This is a genomic window from Polynucleobacter sp. 71A-WALBACH (genome assembly GCF_018882365.1).
Lineage (GTDB): Bacteria > Pseudomonadota > Gammaproteobacteria > Burkholderiales > Burkholderiaceae > Polynucleobacter.
This window is the reverse complement of the sequence record NZ_JACVOP010000001.1, coordinates 246,821-265,218: the sequence shown is the minus strand read 5'-3', so window position 1 is coordinate 265,218 and position 18,398 is coordinate 246,821. Positions and strand designations below refer to the sequence as shown.

The window sequence follows — 18,398 nt, the reverse complement described above, 5'->3', positions numbered from 1 at the left end:
CAAATTAATTCCGAGCGAATTACTTTTTCTTTTTACTAGCTACGGGCTGTTTACGAACCAATAACGGTGCTAAGTAATGTCCAGTAAAGCTAGCCTCATTTTTAGAAACTTCCTCAGGTGTACCGGTAGCAATAATCTGTCCACCACCAGCACCCCCTTTAGGACCTAAGTCAATAATCCAATCCGCAGTTTTGATCACATCTAAATTGTGTTCAATGATGACGATCGTATTGCCCTGTTTCTTCAAGGTCTGTAGAACGGTCAGCAGTAGCTGAATATCATGAAAATGCAGGCCAGTAGTCGGCTCATCCAGGATGTAGAGGGTTCTGCCAGTATCGCGTTTAGAAAGTTCTAGCGAGAGTTTGACACGTTGAGCTTCGCCGCCAGATAAGGTGGTGGCGCTTTGGCCTAGCTTAACGTAGCCTAAGCCCACATCAAGCAAGGTTTTGAGTTTACGTTTAACAATCGGAACCGCTTCAAAAAATTCATGGGCTTGCTCGATTGTCATCGACAGCACCTCATGAATATTCTTGCCTTTATAGCGAATATCTAAAGTCTCACGGTTGTAACGTTTGCCATGACAAACATCACAAGGCACATACACGTCTGGCAAGAAGTGCATTTCTACTTTAATAACGCCATCGCCTTCACAGGCATCACAACGACCGCCTTTGACGTTGAAAGAAAAACGTCCAGCTTCATAGCCGCGTTCACGTGAAGCAGGTACGCCACAAAAGAGTTCTCTGATCGGGGTAAATAATCCAGTGTAGGTGGCAGGGTTAGAGCGTGGCGTTCTACCAATCGGGGACTGGTCTACGCTAATGACCTTGTCAAAATTCTCTAAGCCTTTGATTGCATCGTGTGCTGCCGGTTCTGCATTAGAGCCGTAGATATGCTGCGCAACTGCATGGTGCAGTGTGTCGTTAATGAGCGTGGATTTACCAGAGCCAGATACACCAGTGACACAGGTTAATAAGCCAACTGGAATCTTTGCATGAACGGATTGCAAGTTATTGCCACGCGCGCCAATAATCTCCAGGAACTTATCATTAACCGGAATGCGTTGTTCGGGAACGGCGATCCACTCACGACCAGATAGATAGGCACCCGTCAGCGATTTAGGGTTGGCCTCAACTTCTGCAGGAGTGCCTTCGGCAACAACTTCACCACCATGCACTCCAGCACCAGGACCAATGTCGATGACATAGTCAGAAGCGCGAATCATGTCTTCATCATGCTCTACCACTAGAACGCTATTACCTAAATCGCGTAAATGCTTGAGGGTGCCAATGAGTCGATCGTTATCGCGTTGGTGTAGGCCAATGGAGGGTTCGTCCAACACATACATCACGCCAGTCAAGCCAGAACCAATCTGAGACGCTAGACGAATACGCTGCGCCTCGCCGCCTGAGAGGGTATCAGCACTTCGCTCTAGTGAGAGATAGTCTAGTCCGACATCATTTAGGAAGCGCAGACGTGAACCGATCTCTTTGACAATCTTGTCGGCGATTTCTCGTTTAGCACCTTTAAGTTCGAGCGACTCAAAATACTCTTTAGCTTCTTTTAAAGGCAGGGCGCTGATTTCATAAATGGCACGTGACTGCTTACCATCACCCACTTTGACAAAGCGCGCCTCTTTACGCAAACGACTGCCGCTACATTCTGGACAGGTTTGTACATTTTGATAACGCGACAATTCTTCACGAACTGTTGCTGAGTCGGTTTCGCGATAACGTCTTTCAAAGTTCGCAACGATGCCTTCGAAGGCATGCTCGCGAATGCTATTTTTGCCGCGCTCATTGATATATTCAAAAGGAATGGTGACGTCACCAGAACCAAGCAGAATGAGGTCTTGCTGTTTCTTATTTAAAGTCTCGAAGGGTTTCTCGACATCAAAGCCACCATGCTTAGCGAGTGTTTGCAAGAGTTTGAAGTAAAACTGATTACGACGATCCCAGCCTTTGATGGCGCCAGATGCTAGCGATAAATCAGGATGAGCAACAATACGTTTTGGGTCAAAGAATGATTGATGGCCCAGGCCGTCACAAGAGGGGCACGCACCCATCGGATTGTTGAATGAGAAGAGGCGTGGCTCAAGTTCTTGCAAGGAGTAGGAACAAATTGGGCAAGCAAACTTACTGGAGAAAATCATCTCTTTGCCAGTATCCATGTTGACGATCATGGCTTTGCCATCAGCGAGGCGCAAAGCGGTCTCAAAGGATTCAGCTAGACGTTGCTGAATGTCGGGACGTACTTTGATGCGATCTACAACTACTTCAATAGAGTGCTTATCGTTCTTCTTGAGTGTTGGCAGCTGGTCAACTTCAAAGATCTCTGCTTTGGCAGTATTGGTTGTGCCGCCGCCTGAGCGCACACGAAAACGCACAAAACCTTGTGCTTGAAGGTCTTGGAATAAATCTACGAATTCACCTTTGCGCTCGCTGACTACTGGAGCCAGAATCATGAGCTTGGTATCTTCAGGCATTGATAGAACGGTATCGACCATTTGAGAAACGCTTTGCGCTTCTAGCGGTAAATCATGTTCTGGGCAATGTGGAGTTCCAGCGCGAGCAAATAGTAGGCGCAAGTAATCATGAATTTCTGTAACTGTGCCTACGGTCGAGCGAGGATTGTGGCTAGTGGCCTTTTGCTCAATCGAGATCGCGGGAGAGAGGCCTTCAATCGTATCGACGTCCGGCTTTTCCATCAGTTGCAAGAATTGGCGAGCGTAGGCAGACAGGGACTCAACATAGCGACGTTGACCTTCGGCGTATAGGGTATCAAAAGCCAATGAGCTCTTGCCGGAGCCAGATAGGCCAGTCAAAACGACCAATTTCTCTCTAGGGATATCTAGATTGATATTTTTGAGGTTGTGCGTGCGCGCACCGCGGATCTTAATTTCGTTATTCATGATTTTTTAGCGTAACTTGTTAATATAGCCCTTTCTCATGAATCCTTCTGAACTTCGCTCCACTCTGGCCTTAGCAGGCATCTTTGGCCTCCGTATGCTGGGCCTATTTCTGCTTTTGCCGGTTTTCAGCATTCATGCGCGAGGATTGCCCGGTGGCGAGCACGCCCTGTGGGTCGGCTTAACCCTTGGAATCTTCAATATTGTGCAGGCCTGCTTTTATATCCCCTTAGGCCGACTTTCCGACCGAATCGGCCGAAAACCAGTCGTTTTATGGGGACTTTCCTTGTTTGTAGCTGGGGCCTTAATTTGCGCCGCCCAAGATGACCTTCTCTGGATTGCTATTGGTCGTGGGGTAATGGGTGCCGGCGCGGTTTCAGCGGCGATTTCTGCTTGGGTTGCTGATTTGACGCGTGAACAGGTTCGCACTCGGGCGATGGCTTTAGTGGGAGGCAGTATTGCGCTTTCATTTGCTTTGTCGCTCGTGATTGCCGCGCCAATCTATCGCTTAATTAGTTTAAGTGGAATTTTTGTGGTCTTAGCAATACTAGGTGTTGGGGCAATGTTTGTTGCTTACTATGTTCTGCCAAGCACTAAGCCTGAACCCAAGGTGCAGCAAGCAAGCTTGAAAGAAGTGTTTTTGCGTTCTGAGTTGATGCGTTTAAATGCAGGGGTGTTTGTATTGCATGCAACTCAAGTGGCGATGTTCTTGGTTGTGCCTCGCCTGCTAGTTCAAGCAGGTCTGCCGCTGGCATCTCATTGGCAGGTTTATCTCCCAGTAGTGCTACTCTCTTTTTTCTTGATGGCCCCAATTCTGATTTTTGGTGAAAAGAAACAGCAGTTAAGAACCATCCTATTGGTGGCGATTGTGTTGCTCCTAGTCGCAGAATTTGTATTTACAAGCACCCACTCCATCGCTGGTATTGCTACTGCCTTATTAATTTACTTCGTAGGCTTTAACTTGCTTGAAGCATTGCAACCATCATTAGTCTCTCGCTTTGCCAAAGAATCTAAAGGCACAGCATTGGGTGTTTACAACACTACTCAGTCGATTGGTCTCTTTACAGGCGCTGTAATTGGGGGTTACTTAATGGATAGCCATGGCGATTTATCAGTCTTTGCTATGGGTGGAGCCCTGCTTTTATGCTGGCTTATAATTGCTTGGTCGATGCGCGAATTGCCTGCGAAAGTAGTGGATTCAAAGGATGTGGCGGCAAAGATATAACCGTAGCTTCACTATTTTGGTTAAGGCGAGTCGTTTATTTTTTAGTATTAATAACAGTAGTATTTTTCTTCGGGAGACAACATGGCTTCGGTAAATAAGGTCATCATCGTAGGTAACGTCGGGCGCGACCCAGAAACACGTTACATGCCAAGCGGCGACGCAGTAACAAACATTTCAGTAGCGACATCAGATCGTTACAAAGATAAGCAGTCTGGCGAAATGAAAGAAACCACAGAATGGCACCGTGTTGCATTCTTTGGAAAGCTTGCAGAGATCGCTGGTCAATATCTGAAAAAGGGTTCGCAGGTTTATGTAGAAGGTCGTTTACGTACGCGTAAATGGACTGATGCTAGTGGCCAAGAAAAATATTCCACTGAGATCGTTGCAGAAACAATGCAAATGCTTGGTGGCAAGCCAGTAGGCGGTAGTGGTGATGGTGGTGGTGAAAGCTATAGCCGCTCAAAGCCGGCTGAGCAGTCTGCGCCAGCATCTTCAAATGCTGCATCCCTTGGTGCTATGGATGATGACATTCCGTTTTAATTGAGACGGCAGCAGTCATTTGACTGTGCATTAATTAACCCCAGCGAGCTTTTGCTTTCTGGGGTTTTCTTTTTGCTGCAGGGATAGACCAACACTAGATTTTCTATATTCACCTTAAAATGAATCCATGAAATATTTAGGGACACTGAAATCTCCACTTTTGGCATGTGTAGCCATTTTCATTGCTGTTTTGCCTCAATCAACTCTGGCGGCTCCTTTTTTCTTTCCAGATATGAACCCCTCATTTGTCAAAGGGGATCCTCCCGATTGGTTGCATGATGGGCGAGGTAATGATGGATACCTCACGATTAGCTCAGAGGTGATTCCTGTTAGTAGTTGTACACAAATGGCAAGTCGCAGTTTTTGGGGATCGGATAAAACACAACTCGTGTTATCAGTGGTGACAAATGGTTTCAAGGGCAAGCTCGATAAGCTAGAAATTCCGATTGCTACTTTTGATGGCAGGGAGGGTGGCTCTGAATGCGCCTCACTGAGCACCACTCCTTTATCAATAGTTCCAATGACCTTACTGGGAACCTACTCCATATTTAACCCAGGTGCGCTCTCTTTGGTTCTCAATGTCAGGAGCTCAAGTGACTCCAATCAGGATTTCATTGGATCTGCCAAATTATTACTGGGAGCGGCTGCGATTGTGGCAACGGGGGGTTCAGCAGCAGCTATTGGCGGGATTTCTGCGACTGTCGGAAATTCAGTAGTAGGCGAGACTCAAAAGAAAGCCAATGGCCTTTTGCAGGGAATGGTTGATGCTAAGGTGCCCGTCACTTTGAGTTGGTCTGAATTGCGCAAAGGAATTCAAGCGGTTGAGATCTTAGTCTACAAAGCCGATCAAAGTGTTGGTAGTTTGACTGACAAACAAATTCTGCAATTACAAAAAGATCCTAAGGCGGAAAAGCAACTTCTATTCACGGTGAAGTTAGAGTTTCAATTTTTCCGCAGTGTGTTCTATCCGACGGTTTCCCATATTGAGGGATTGGCAAGTCGAGAAAATCTCTCATCTGAATATATCCTGAACTTCCAGATGCCTGGCGCGGGCCAGAACTTTATGCAGATCTTAAATAGCTCTGCCCCCAGCTTATTACAGCGTATTGCTAAAGCAGAAGGTCTTGATTTAGCAAAAGCCTGCTCCTCGGGGTTTACAAAACTAAAGGCTGCGGGCCTTGATGATGTTGACAGCGCTATAGTGATGAAATCATTTATTGATGAAGCAAAGGGTGATGCCGATTGGTATGCCAACCCAGCTTTAGTAAAAAACTGTTTTTCCCAGGTACCTAGTATTCAAAAAAATCTTGAGCTGATCTATGGCCCCAGCAACGCACAGCAAAAGCGGGCACTCGAACCCTAGTTATTGCCTTGCGTGGCGAGTATTGTCAGGCCAGGGAGCATTGTGATCGGTACGGAAGGGGTTGATGTCCAGTCCGCCGCGTCGGGTATAGCGAGCATAGACGGAGAGTTTCTCTGGTTTGCACTGTCGCTTGATGTCGGTAAAGATAGTTTCAACACAATGCTCATGAAACTCACCTAGTTGCCTAAAGCCGATGAGGTAGCGAAGTAAACCTTCTTCCAGGATTGGACGGCCTTGATAGCGAATTTGCACACTTGCCCAATCTGGTTGACCGGTTACCGGGCAATTCGATTTGAGTAAATGAGAAACTAGGCATTGCTCAATCGGCCCAAAAGAATGATTCACTTCAAGTAAGCTTGGGTCAGCATACAGACTCGGATCAATTTCGATATCGAGGCGGTCTATCAGAACACCACTCATCTCCTGAATCCCTTTTTTGGCAACGGCTTCAGGTGCATTAATGCGTGTAGAAATCAGGCTACCGGCTACTGCCGATAAATCGGCAATTAATTTTTGACGAACCTCATTCTCGTCTTCAAAGCGGGCGCTATTAAGGCTATTCAGATAAAGCTTGAAAGACTTGGATTCAATCATGTTTGGCGAATCTGCTGGAATCTGAAATTCCGCTAAAGCAATCTGCGGCTTCCCTTTTTTATTTAACCAGCTGAGCTCAAAGGCATTCCAAATATCAACACCCACAAATGGTAAGGCTTGATTGGGTTTAATGTTGAGCTTGAGACGATTTTCAGAGCGCGGAATAGGAAAGAGCAAGCTGGGATCGTATTGATCGGGATATTGTGTCGCTTGACCAAGAGGAAGTATGGACATTAGCTTTTAGGTTTATTGGATACGCCAGATACAACGTGACCAGTAGGCGCTACTGATGCGGCAGATTGGCAGTGACCCGTTTGGTCATCAAAGAAAAAGTCTGGCTCAAACTCGCGCAGGAACTCACTTTTGGAAAGTCCACCGAGGAACATAGCTTCATCTACGTCAATACCCCAAGCCATTAGCGTGCGAATAGCGCGTTCATGTGCAGGTGCGGAACGAGCGGTCACTAGGGCAGTGCGAATACGCATGCCTTTCTCGCTGGTGCTGCGTTGCAAGCGATGTAGCGCTTCTAGCAAGGGTTTAAATGGACCGGGTGGCAAAGGTATCGCAGCCTTCTTGCTTTCATGATCCACAAAGGCTACCAAGCCTTCACTCTGAAATACTTGTTCGGCTTCATCGGAAAAGAGAACAGCATCTCCGTCAAACGCAATGCGGATTTCATTGGGGTGAGACTCTGCGGTCTTACTAGATTCTGGATAGACGCGAGCTGCAGGAAAGCCAGCATCAATGGTGGCTCGCACATCATCTTCATTCGCGGAGAGAAATAAGTTGGCATGCAAGGAGCGTAAGTAGTGATAAGGCGGGCGCCCTCTTGTGAATACACCACGTTCTAAATGCAGGCCATGGTGCTCGGCCGAACGGAACACGCGTAAGCCGCTAACAGGATCATTGCGCGACAGGATCACTACCTCGACACATTGTTCACCTTCTTCATTAAAAGCAAGTAACTTCTTTACCAATGGAAAAGCAACTCCCGTTTGAGCGGCCTCAGATAGGCGTTCTAATTGCAATTTCATATAGGCACTGTCATCAGTAGATTCGAAGATGCGATTCTCTTCTTCGAAATCAAATAGTGCACGCGATGAAATCGCAACAACGAGTTTTCCGGTAAGTGTGTATGACATTGACGAATTACATCCTACTTAAGAAATAGGCGATAAGCCGGGTTATCAGTTTCATTCCAATGCGGATAGCCGAGTGATGCTAGGAAACTTTGAAATTTCTTCTGCTCATTTTTCGGCACTTGTAGGCCAACTAGGATGCGGCCGTAGTCTGCTCCATGATTCCGGTAATGGAAAAGACTGATATTCCAATTGGGTGCCATGCTAGTGAGGAACTTCATGAGTGCGCCTGGACGCTCTGGAAACTCAAAGCGGTAGAGCAATTCATCTTTGGCGAGAGTAGAGCGTCCACCCACCATATGACGCAAGTGAGATTTTGCTAACTCATCATGCGTTAGATCGATGGTGGCAAATTTTGCCTTGCGAAAATGTTTTGCAATGGCGGTGCTATCAGTCGCCTTTTGTGTACCAATGCCAACAAAGATATGCGCTTCGCTTTGGTCGGCAATGCGGTAGTTAAATTCTGTGACATTGCGATTACCAAGTAATTCGCAGAAACGTTTAAATGAGCCACGCTCTTCAGGAATAGTGACGGCAAAAACAGCTTCGCGGGATTCGCCAACATCAGCACGTTCAGCAACAAAACGTAGGCGACTGAAATTCATATTGGCACCGCAAGCAATCGCTACCAATGTTTTCTTTTTGAGTCGATGCTTTTCTACATACTTCTTCATGCCAGCAATGGCTAAGGCGCCAGCGGGCTCTAGAATGCTGCGAGTGTCTGTGAAGACATCATTGATAGCAGCGCAGATTTCATCGGTATCGACAGTGATAATGTCATCCACAACGCGCTTGCAAATACGAAAAGTTTCTTTGCCAACTAGCTTCACTGCCGTGCCATCTGAAAAAAGACCAACGTCTTTCATTTCGATGCGCTTATTGGCTTCAAGCGATCTTCGCATAGCATCCGAGTCTACTGATTGAACACCAATGACTTTAGTCTTGGGACTAACCGCTTTGACATATTCTCCAATGCCCGCAATTAAGCCTCCACCACCGATAGCGACAAAAATCGCATCAATTGGCTCTTGGTATTGCTGAAATATTTCCTGGGCAATCGTACCTTGTCCAGCGATGACGTCAGGGTCATCAAAAGGGTGGACAAAGGTTAGCCCTCGTTTTTTTTCTAAAACTTCAGAATATTGGAAGGCATCACTATAGGATTCGCCATGCAAGATCACTTCAACCCAGGATCCGCCACGCGCCTTGACGGCATCAATCTTGACGCTGGGAGTAGTGAGCGGCATCACGATCACGGCTTTGCATTTCATTTTGGCTGCTGCTAGGGCTACGCCCTGCGCATGATTGCCTGCTGAGGCCGCAATTACCCCCCTTTTTAGGGCTTCCTGAGGTAAATGCGCCATTTTGTTATAGGCACCACGCAGTTTGAAGGAGAAAACCGGCTGGTTATCCTCTCTTTTGAGCAAAACTTGGTTGCCTAAGCGCTTGGTGAGTTCGGGGGCTACTTGGAGCTCTGTTTCCCTGGCCACATCGTAGACTCGGGCCGATAAAATTTTCTTTAAATAGTTCGTTGCCATGCGATGAGCGTACCATGAATGGGCTCTAAGCCCTTAGATTTGCAAGGGTTTATCGCCTTAGACCAACATCTTTCTTGGTTTCCTGCCAATATCAAGATCCCTCAATTAAAATGCATATTTATCAAATATGACGCTATGAACGCTCCATTAGCTTTGAACCAGTTGTTGGATGCCGAAGCCGGCTCCCCCCGCCTTCGCGAAATCCCCTACAACTACACCTCTTTTTCCGATCGTGAAATCGTTATTCGCTTGTTGGGCGAGGAGTCATGGCGTGTTCTGAATGACTTGCGCGGCGTTCGTCGCACTGGCCGCTCAGCCCGTATGTTGTTCGAAGTCTTGGGTGATATTTGGGTAGTCCAGCGTAATCCTTTCTTGCAAGATGACTTATTGGATAACGCCAATCGTCGTCAGTTGTTAGTTGATGCTTTATGGCATCGCTTGGGCGAAGTAAAGAAAAGATCCAGCGGTGAATCTGTTGAGCAAGTACAGGTTTTATTGAAAGCGGCGCATCGCGCGGTTGAAAGTTTTGAGCAGGGCTTTAGGGAAGTTACGGAGATTCGCAAACGAGCCCGTAAAGAGCTTGGCCGCATTACTGCCTCTGACAATATTTGTTTTGACGGTGTTTCACGTGCAGCGCATGTGACTGATGCGACGGACTGGCGGGTTGAATTCCCACTGGTGGTTCTCAAGCCGGATTACGAGTCAGAAATTCCTGGGCTGGTTAAAGCTTGTGTTGAATTAGGCTTAACTATTATTCCGCGTGGAGGTGGTACGGGTTATACCGGCGGCGCTATTCCTCTCTACGCGATGTCGGCAGTCATTAATACCGAGAAACTTGAGCAAATCGATGGCGTCAAGCTCAAACATTTGCCGGGCGTGGATCATGAAGTTTCCACGATCTTTACTGGCGCTGGTGTTGTAACCCGCAGAGTCTCAGATGCTGCAGAGCGCGCTGGACTGGTGTTTGCTGTCGATCCCACTTCAGCTGATGCGAGTTGTATTGGTGGCAATATTGCCATGAACGCTGGCGGTAAGAAGGCGGTTCTCTGGGGTACTGCCCTGGATAACTTGGCCAGCTGGCGCATGGTAGATCCAGAAGGTAATTGGCTCGATGTTGAGCGCCTTGACCACAATCTAGGAAAAATTCACGTTGCAGAAAAAGTCCGTTTTCAACTGACTTGGTCGGATGGTTCGAGCGAGCCAGGCGAACGTATTCTGAAAACAGAAATTTTGGAAGTGGAAGGTAAGCGCTTCCGAAAAGAAGGTTTAGGTAAGGATGTGACTGATAAGTTTTTATCAGGCTTACCTGGTGTTCAAAAAGAAGGTTGTGATGGATTAATTACAAGCGCAACTTGGATTTTGCATCGCATGCCTAAACACATGCGCACTGTTTGCCTGGAATTTTTTGGTCAAGCACAAGAGGCGATTCCAAGCATCGTGGAAATCAAAGCTTATCTCGATGGTTTGAGCAAGGATGGCGGGCCAATCCTCGCTGGCTTAGAGCATTTGGATGATCGCTATTTGAGGGCAGTTGGTTACTCCACCAAATCAAAACGGAATGCCTTGCCTAAGATGGTATTGATTGGCGATATCGCTGGTGATGATGAAGAGGCTGTAGCGGCAGCGACTAGTGAAGTCGTGCGCATGGCCAACAATCGTGTTGGCGAGGGTTTTGTAGCGGTGAGCGCTGAGGCGCGCAAGAAGTTTTGGTTGGATCGTGCGCGTACTGCCGCAATTGCTCGCCATACTAATGCTTTCAAGATCAACGAAGATGTGGTGATTCCATTGCCACGCATGGGCGAGTACACCGAAGGTATTGAGCGTATCAATATCGAACTCTCCCTAAAAAATAAATTACAAGTTTTAGATGGTCTCGAAGCATTCTTGAAAAAGAGTGCTTTGCCGCTTGGTAAGAGTGATGAAGACTATGAAATCCCCAGCGCTGAAATCTTGGGTGATCGTGTTCAGCAAGCTCTTGAGCTCATTTCTAAAGTACGAGCGCGTTGGTCAGACTGGCTTACGCAGATGGATACCTACTTTCCGGATCTGCAGAATTTTAGTTTGCGTGCCTCATGGAAGACGGAAGTTCGTGCAGAGCTGAGAATTATTTTTGGTGGCTTGGCGTTTGAGCCCATCCTCAATGAGCTAGAGGCTATTCATAAAAATATTCTGCGCAAGCGGGTATTTGTAGCTTTGCATATGCATGCTGGTGACGGCAATGTCCATACCAATATCCCGGTGAACTCGGATGACTACGAGATGCTGCAAGATGCGCATCGCGCTGTCGATCGGATTATGAAATTAGCCCGCTCATTAGATGGTGTGATTTCTGGTGAGCATGGCATTGGTATTACGAAGCTTGAGTATTTGACTGAGGAAGAGCTTAAGGATTTTCGTGCGTACAAAAAACGCGTGGATCCTGAGGGACGCTTCAATAAAGGCAAGTTGATGCCGCATGCGGATCTCAGCATTGCCTACACGCCGAGCTTTGGTTTGATGGGTCATGAGTCCCTCATCATGCAACAGAGTGACATTGGCGCGATTGCCGATAGCATCAAAGATTGTCTGCGTTGTGGAAAGTGCAAGCCGGTCTGCTCTACGCATGTACCACGCGCTAATTTGTTGTACAGTCCACGCGACAAAATTTTGGCAACCTCTTTGTTAATCGAAGCCTTCTTGTATGAAGAGCAGACGCGTCGTGGCGTTTCGATTCGCCATTGGGAAATGTTTGATGATGTTGCTGCACATTGCACTGTGTGCCATAAGTGCTTAACACCATGCCCAGTCAAAATTGATTTTGGTGATGTCACCATGAATATGCGTAACCTATTACGCAAGATGGGTCAGCAGCGTTTTAACCCTGGAACAGCAGCTTCAATGCTCTTCTTAAATGCTACTGATCCAGACACAATCAAGTTAGTTCGTAAGAGCATGATTGGTTGGGGTTATAAGCTCCAGCGTTTAGGTAATGATGTTTTCCGTAAGTTAGCTCGCAAACAAACTGCGCATCCTCCCGCAACCGTCACAAAGCCAAACATAAAAGAGCAGGTCATTTTCTTTGTGAACAAGAAGATGCCCGGCAATTTGCCGAAGAAAACTGCCCGTGCGCTTTTGGATATTGAGGATGCGAATTACGTTCCTATTATTAGGGATCCTAAAACGACTTCTGCTGATACTGAAGCGGTGTTTTATTTCCCAGGGTGTGGCTCTGAGCGCTTGTTCTCTCAGGTAGGTTTGGCTACGCAAGCAATGTTGTGGAATGTCGGTGTGCAAACTGTTCTGCCTCCGGGTTACTTATGTTGCGGCTACCCACAGCGCGGTAATGGTGACTTTGATAAAGCGGAGAAGATGATTACGGACAATCGCGTTCTCTTCCATCGCGTTGCCAATACTCTTAACTATCTGGATATTAAAACTGTCGTGGTTTCATGCGGCACTTGCTACGACCAGTTGGCAGGCTATCAGTTTGAACAGATCTTTCCAGGTTGTCGCATTATTGATATCCATGAGTACTTGCTTGAAAAGGGCGTCAAACTTTCAAACGTGACTGGTGTGAAGTATATGTATCACGATCCATGCCACTCACCTATGAAGTTGCAAGACCCACTTAAGACGGTGAATGAGCTGATTCAGCAAGAGGATGGCAAAGCTATTCAGAAAAATGATCGTTGCTGTGGTGAGTCTGGAACTCTTGCAGTGACACGCCCTGATATTTCAACTCAAGTGCGTTTCCGTAAGCAGATTGAAATGGAGAAGGGCGCAAATGAATTGCGTAAAGACGACTTTACTGGTGAAGTCAAAGTACTAACTAGTTGCCCTTCTTGCTTACAAGGCCTCACCCGTTTTGATGCAGATAGCGATACGACTGCCGACTACATCGTGGTTGAGATGGCACAAAAATTATTGGGCCCGGACTGGATGCAAGATTATGTTGCCAAGGCAAATCAAGGTGGAATTGAGAGGGTATTGGTTTGATGATCCCAACTAACGTTGTAGTGCACCAGCAGTCGAAAGTGCTAGAGCTCGCTTATGAGAATGGCAATACCTATCGCCTTCCTTTCGAGTTTTTGAGGGTGGTATCTCCTTCGGCTGAGGTGCAGGGTCATGGGCCTGGGCAGGAGACTTTGCAAACTGGTAAACGTGAAGTGCTCATCGCTAATATTGAGCCAGTAGGCCACTATGCGCTGAAGCCTTCATTCTCAGATGGGCACGATTCAGGTTTGTATTCCTGGGACTACCTTCAATTTTTATGCGAGAACCATGAGGTATTGTGGAAAGAGCACTTGGATAAATTGGCTGCTGCTGGTCTGGACCGCGATACTCCAATGAGTGTTGCCGGTGGCAAATCTTGCGGCAGTCACTAAGCATTAAATAAGATAGAGCGAACAATATGAGCAAGACTCACTTTGGATATCAAAGCGTTGATGAAGCTGAAAAAGCGGGTAAGGTCGCAGAGGTATTTCATTCTGTAGCTAGTAAATACGATGTCATGAATGACTTGATGTCATTTGGTCTTCATCGCTTGTGGAAGAAAGTCACGATTGCTCGTGCTCAAGTCCGCCCCGGTCAAAAAGTGCTAGATATTGCTGGAGGCACAGGTGACCTAGCGGCTGCCTTTGCACGCGCAGCAGATTGGGGTCATAACCCTGAAGCTCAGGTATGGTTAAGTGATATCAATGCCTCTATGCTGGGAGTTGGTCGTGATCGTCTTTTAGATAAGGGCCTGGCTTTGCCCTGTGTTCAGTTTGATGCAGAGAAAATCCCTTTTCCTGCCAATCACTTTGATGTGGTCACGGTTGCGTTTGGTTTGCGCAATATGACTTATAAAGACCTTGCTTTAAAAGAGATGTTGCGAGTGATTAAACCGGGTGGTCGAGTGTTGGTCTTGGAGTTCTCCAAGCCAGATCCCTTTCTGCAGCCGGTTTATGACACCTACTCATTTAAAGTGCTGCCTTGGTTGGGTGAAAAAATTGCTCAAGATTCTGAAAGTTATCGTTACCTGGCTGAATCCATTAGGATGCATCCAGACGCACAAGCCCTCAAAGAGATGATGTTGGGGGTTGGTTTTGATGAAGTGGATACCCATAGAATGACTGGGGGTATCGTTGCACTACATATTGGTATTAAATACTAGTGAATTTGTAGTTTTTAGCAGTCAAGAATTAAAGCAGTTTTATAGGGGATAAAAATTATGAATAAGCATTTTTTCAAGGCAGTTCTATTAAGTGTCAGCTTAATATTTGCTACCGTTGGTCATGCTGATGCTGCCCGTTTAGGTGGTGGTAGGAGTATCGGTAAGGCGCCAAGTGCGCCGATGCAAAAGCAAGCCGCCCCTGTTCAAAAACCAGCTCAACAAGTTCAACCAGCAACACCAGCTACGGCTCCTCAAGCGCCAGCACCAAGCCGTTTTGGTGGTGTGGGCGGTATCTTAGGCGGTCTTGCGGCAGGACTTGGTATTGGATACCTCTTATCGCATTTTGGTTTGGGGGAGGCTGCATCCTCACTCATTACTGGATTGTTAATTGCTGTTTTGGCAGGCTTTGCCATTATGTTTGTCATGAGAAGACTGATGCCTGCTTTATCTGGCGCCAACAAAGGCCCTCAAGTCACCTCGCAGGGAATCCAGCGCGCAAGCATGGATCAAGCCCCTAGACAGGAGCCTGCATTTACGCCAGCTGCAAATGCTTTTGGAGGTGTCTCTAGTGAGCCGGCACCATTTCAATCAACATTACCCCCGGGTTTTGATGAATTCGCATTTTTGGATAATGCGAAGCAATATTTCTCAACCTTACAAAAGGCTTGGGATCAAGGGGATTTAGCGGCCTTGCGTGAGTACACTACGCCTGAAATGTTCGCAACAATTGAGCAAGATCTATCGGGCCGTGCTGATAGCGCCAATCAAACGGATGTTGTTACGCTCAATGCTCAGCTACTAGGAATTGAGACAACTGATAATGTGTATTACTGTAGCGTGCAGTTCACTGGCATGATCCGTGAGCAGGCGGGCGCACAGGCAAATAATTTCTCTGAAATTTGGAACTTAAGTAAGCCAGTAAACGGTCCTGGAGGTTGGGTACTGGCGGGTATTTCTCAGTTAGTTTAAGCTTGAGGTACTTTCCATTGAAAGCCCGCACTTGTGCGGGTTTTTTACGCTTATGACCACCATTTCTCCCACTACCCACCACATTGCAACTTCTGCCGCTTGCCGAGGGATTAACCATGTGCTGAAGGCTGAGCCATGGGCTATGTCAGAGTTGGCGCGCCATGCTGGCAAAGTCATCTTGCTAAGCCTGCCAATGGGTAAGCTCTGTTTTAAGCTAACACCCGAGGGTTCATTAGTTGCCTTAACGAATCTTGATGTTCCATCGCTTGAACTGGAAGTCTCCACTGAAGCGCTCAGCGCCCTAGCCGGGGGTACTGGTAATTTACGAGAGCAGGCCATGAAGTCAGTCAAGATTACTGGTGATGCTGATCTAGCGCAATTATTGGGTCGTTTAGCAGGTCAGATACGTTGGGAGTATGAAGAAGACTTGGCGCGTGTCATTGGAGATGCCCCAGCTAACTTTGCTGTACTTCAAGGTAAAAAGTTAGTTTCAGCTGGGAAATCTGCTGCTACTGATCTGCTGGAAAATGTAGTGGAGTATGTTAGCGAAGAAAGAAAAGTACTTTTGAATAAACGAGATTTTATAATTCGAAAAAATGAATTAAACGCATTGCGTGATGCGGTCGATCGTATGGACAAGCGCATCCAACTCTTAGAGCGAAAAGGTTAATTCATTGTGCGTCGTCTAGCTCGTCTTTCTTTTATTTTCTTCACTGCATGGCGCTATGGCTTATTGCCATTGTTGCGCGACATTTTGAAGCCTGGCATTCGTCGTGGTTTGTTAACAATTCTTTGTTGGACTTCTCCGGGTCAGGATCTGCCTAGGGGTGAGCGTATACGTTTGACCCTAGAGGCCTTGGGCCCAATTTTTGTGAAATTTGGACAAGTACTTTCTACTCGGCGCGATTTATTGCCAGAAGATATCGCTAATGAATTAGCGAAGTTGCAAGATCAAGTACCGCCATTTTCTAATGATGAATCTTGCCGTTTGATTGAACAGGCTCTTGGGCAATCCATCGAAGAGGTGTTTATTAGTTTTGATGCAACCCCCGTGGCTAGTGCCTCTGTGGCACAAGTGCACTTTGGTTTATTGCGTGGGACTGAGAAGCATCCAGAGTGGGAGGGTCGTGCGGTAGCGGTTAAAGTTCTGCGCCCCGGGATTTTGCCAATCATTGATGGCGATCTTGCTTTGCTCTATGACTTGGCAAAAATTATTGAGAGACTTTCGGAAGATGGTCGTCGCTTAAAGCCCCGTGAGAATGTTGCAGAGTTTGATACTTATTTGCATGATGAATTAGATTTGATGCGCGAGGCGGCAAATGCAAGTCAGTTGCGCCGATATTTTGTCGACTCTAAAAAGTTGATGATTCCAGAGATGTATTGGGATTTATGTCATACCAATGTCATCGTGATGGAAAAAATGAATGGTATCTCGATTGGACGTACTGCGGAGTTGCGTGCCGCTGGCGTTGACTTCAAAAAGCTTGCAGCTGATGGCGTAGAAATATTTTTCACACAAGTTTTTGAGCATGGCTTCTTTCATGCTGACATGCATCCTGGCAATATCATGATCAGTCTCGAGCCAGAAACATTTGGGCGATTTATTTCCTTGGATTTCGGTATTGTTGGTGCCTTAAGTCAGTCTGATAAAAGTTATTTGGCATTAAATTTCCTCGCTTTCTTTAATCGTGACTACCGTCGTGTTGCTGAGTTGCATATTGAGTCTGGCTGGGTCCCAGCGAATACACGCGTTGAAGAGCTTGAAGGTGCAGTGCGTTCCGTTTGCGAACCTTATTTTGACCGTCCCTTAAAAGAAATCTCCCTGGGGATCGTGCTGATGCGTTTATTTCAAACCTCCCGCCGCTTTAAGGTGGAAATTCAGCCCCAATTAACCTTGCTCCAGAAGACTTTATTGAACGTTGAGGGTCTTGCGCGCCAGCTTGATCCAGATCTGGATCTCTGGAAGACTGCTAAGCCAATCTTGGAAAAATGGGTCAGCCAGCAGTTAGGGTGGAGGGCTTTGGTGGATGGCATTAAGGCTGAAGCACCAAGCTGGGCGCAAATCTTGCCAACCTTGCCGCGTCTGATTGCAGAGAGTTTGGCGCAAACGCGGGCCCCTCACAGAGAGCAAAATGTGGAATTAGAGGTCTTAAAAGGCCTTTTATTGCAGGAAAGGCGTACTCATGGCCTTCTGGTAGGGGCATTGCTATTCGCAGGCGGCTTTTTGGCTGGGATTCTGATAATCGGCCTTGGTCTTTACTAGTCTGTCGCCGGCCGTCGCTTAAACCGCTAAAATGTCAGGTTAGGCAAAGCGTAAGCATGGGCAAATGAAAAAATACTTTATCGCAGGCATTCTGGTGTGGGCACCGATGTCAATCACCATTTGGGTGATTGCATGGGGCTTGGGCCTGCTCGATGGTGTTTTTGGTTCCGTAATGCATGCCATTATTGCGGTATTCCCTAGCCAGTTTGCGGCTGATCTACAGCACTTCCGTGAGTTGCCGGGTGTTGGAATTCTGATTGTTGTTTCAGTCATCATGATTACTGGATTACTCGCAATCAGTTTTGCAGGACAGTGGTGGATGAAGGTATGGAATCGGTTTATGAATCGAATTCCAATTGTTCGATCAATCTATTCCAGTGTGCAACAGGTATCCTCTACCTTATTTTCTGGCAGTGGCCAAGCCTTCAGTAAGGCGCTATTAATTCGCTATCCCCACGCAGACTCTTGGGCGATTGCATTCCAGACTGGCATGCCAGCAAAAGAAGTGGCTGCTAAGTTAGGCGAGGACTACGTCAATGTATTTCTTCCAACTACTCCGAATCCAACCTCTGGATTTTTTATGATCGTCCCACGTGCACACACCATTGAATTGGAGATGAGTGTCGAAGAGGCGCTCAAACATATTGTTTCAATGGGATCTGTTCCTCCCACCAGTTCACCTGGCTTGACTGCTATTGGGTCAAACCATCATCTTTGATTTATAG

At 46.9% G+C, this 18,398-nt stretch carries 14 protein-coding genes; 10 read left to right on the top strand and 4 right to left on the bottom strand.

The annotated features are described in order from the left end of the window. Window positions 1-19 precede the first annotated feature (19 nt). Window positions 20-2,911, bottom strand: coding sequence for an excinuclease ABC subunit UvrA (gene uvrA, locus ICN42_RS01255; protein WP_216249734.1), 2,892 nt, complete (start codon window positions 2,909-2,911; stop codon window positions 20-22). 37 nt (window positions 2,912-2,948) lie between these two features. Here uvrA and ICN42_RS01250 point away from each other — a divergent pair, with 37 nt between their 5' ends. The 3 genes from ICN42_RS01250 (at window position 2,949) to ICN42_RS01240 (ending at window position 6,036) form a co-directional block, all read left to right on the top strand. Continuing rightward, complete coding sequence (locus ICN42_RS01250) at window positions 2,949-4,133, top strand: MFS transporter (protein ID WP_216249732.1); 1,185 nt, start codon at window positions 2,949-2,951, stop codon at window positions 4,131-4,133. An 81-nt stretch (window positions 4,134-4,214) separates the two neighbouring features. Further along, window positions 4,215-4,673 carry a single-stranded DNA-binding protein gene (gene ssb, locus ICN42_RS01245; protein ID WP_088526472.1) on the top strand — a complete coding sequence of 153 codons (459 nt, stop codon included), beginning with the start codon at window positions 4,215-4,217 and terminating at the stop codon, window positions 4,671-4,673. 127 nt (window positions 4,674-4,800) lie between these two features. Continuing rightward, a complete protein-coding gene (locus ICN42_RS01240) occupies window positions 4,801-6,036 on the top strand; it encodes a hypothetical protein (RefSeq protein WP_216249729.1) in 1,236 nt (411 codons plus the stop codon). Here the strand turns inward: ICN42_RS01240 and queF are convergent, their stop codons facing one another. From queF to ilvA, 3 genes are read right to left on the bottom strand one after another with little or no spacing between them, the layout of a single operon-like run. Then, a complete protein-coding gene (gene queF, locus ICN42_RS01235) occupies window positions 6,037-6,864 on the bottom strand; it encodes an NADPH-dependent 7-cyano-7-deazaguanine reductase QueF (RefSeq protein ID WP_216249725.1) in 828 nt (275 codons plus the stop codon). After that, window positions 6,864-7,772: a 5'-nucleotidase gene (locus ICN42_RS01230; RefSeq protein ID WP_216249720.1), complete on the bottom strand. Its 909-nt coding sequence runs from the start codon at window positions 7,770-7,772 to the stop codon at window positions 6,864-6,866. Before ICN42_RS01230 ends, queF begins: the two co-directional genes overlap by 1 nt. A gap of 14 nt (window positions 7,773-7,786) precedes the next feature. Then, on the bottom strand, window positions 7,787-9,307 hold the full coding sequence (gene ilvA / locus ICN42_RS01225) for a threonine ammonia-lyase, biosynthetic (RefSeq protein WP_216249716.1): 1,521 nt from the start codon (window positions 9,305-9,307) through the stop codon (window positions 7,787-7,789). A gap of 135 nt (window positions 9,308-9,442) precedes the next feature. Here ilvA and ICN42_RS01220 point away from each other — a divergent pair, with 135 nt between their 5' ends. From ICN42_RS01220 to ICN42_RS01190, 7 genes are all read left to right on the top strand, one after another. After that, window positions 9,443-13,282 carry an FAD/FMN-binding oxidoreductase gene (locus tag ICN42_RS01220; protein WP_216249699.1) on the top strand — a complete coding sequence of 1,280 codons (3,840 nt, stop codon included), beginning with the start codon at window positions 9,443-9,445 and terminating at the stop codon, window positions 13,280-13,282. After that, on the top strand, window positions 13,282-13,671 hold the full coding sequence (locus ICN42_RS01215) for a gamma-butyrobetaine hydroxylase-like domain-containing protein (RefSeq protein WP_216252791.1): 390 nt from the start codon (window positions 13,282-13,284) through the stop codon (window positions 13,669-13,671). The genes ICN42_RS01220 and ICN42_RS01215 overlap by 1 nt, the downstream gene beginning before the upstream one ends. Window positions 13,672-13,697: 26 nt before the next feature. Further along, window positions 13,698-14,441, top strand: a complete 744-nt coding sequence (gene ubiE / locus ICN42_RS01210) for a bifunctional demethylmenaquinone methyltransferase/2-methoxy-6-polyprenyl-1,4-benzoquinol methylase UbiE (RefSeq protein WP_216249696.1) — start codon at window positions 13,698-13,700, stop codon at window positions 14,439-14,441. A gap of 57 nt (window positions 14,442-14,498) precedes the next feature. Beyond that, a complete protein-coding gene (locus ICN42_RS01205) occupies window positions 14,499-15,410 on the top strand; it encodes a Tim44 domain-containing protein (RefSeq protein ID WP_216249691.1) in 912 nt (303 codons plus the stop codon). Between the two features lie 52 nt (window positions 15,411-15,462). Then, window positions 15,463-16,080, top strand: a complete 618-nt coding sequence (locus ICN42_RS01200) for an SCP2 domain-containing protein (protein WP_216249688.1) — start codon at window positions 15,463-15,465, stop codon at window positions 16,078-16,080. 6 nt (window positions 16,081-16,086) lie between these two features. Then, entirely contained in the window at window positions 16,087-17,673 is a 1,587-nt protein-coding gene (ubiB, locus tag ICN42_RS01195) for a ubiquinone biosynthesis regulatory protein kinase UbiB (RefSeq protein WP_216249687.1), read from the top strand. 64 nt (window positions 17,674-17,737) lie between these two features. Beyond that, a complete protein-coding gene (locus ICN42_RS01190) occupies window positions 17,738-18,391 on the top strand; it encodes a DUF502 domain-containing protein (RefSeq protein WP_216249685.1) in 654 nt (217 codons plus the stop codon). Window positions 18,392-18,398 lie beyond the last annotated feature (7 nt).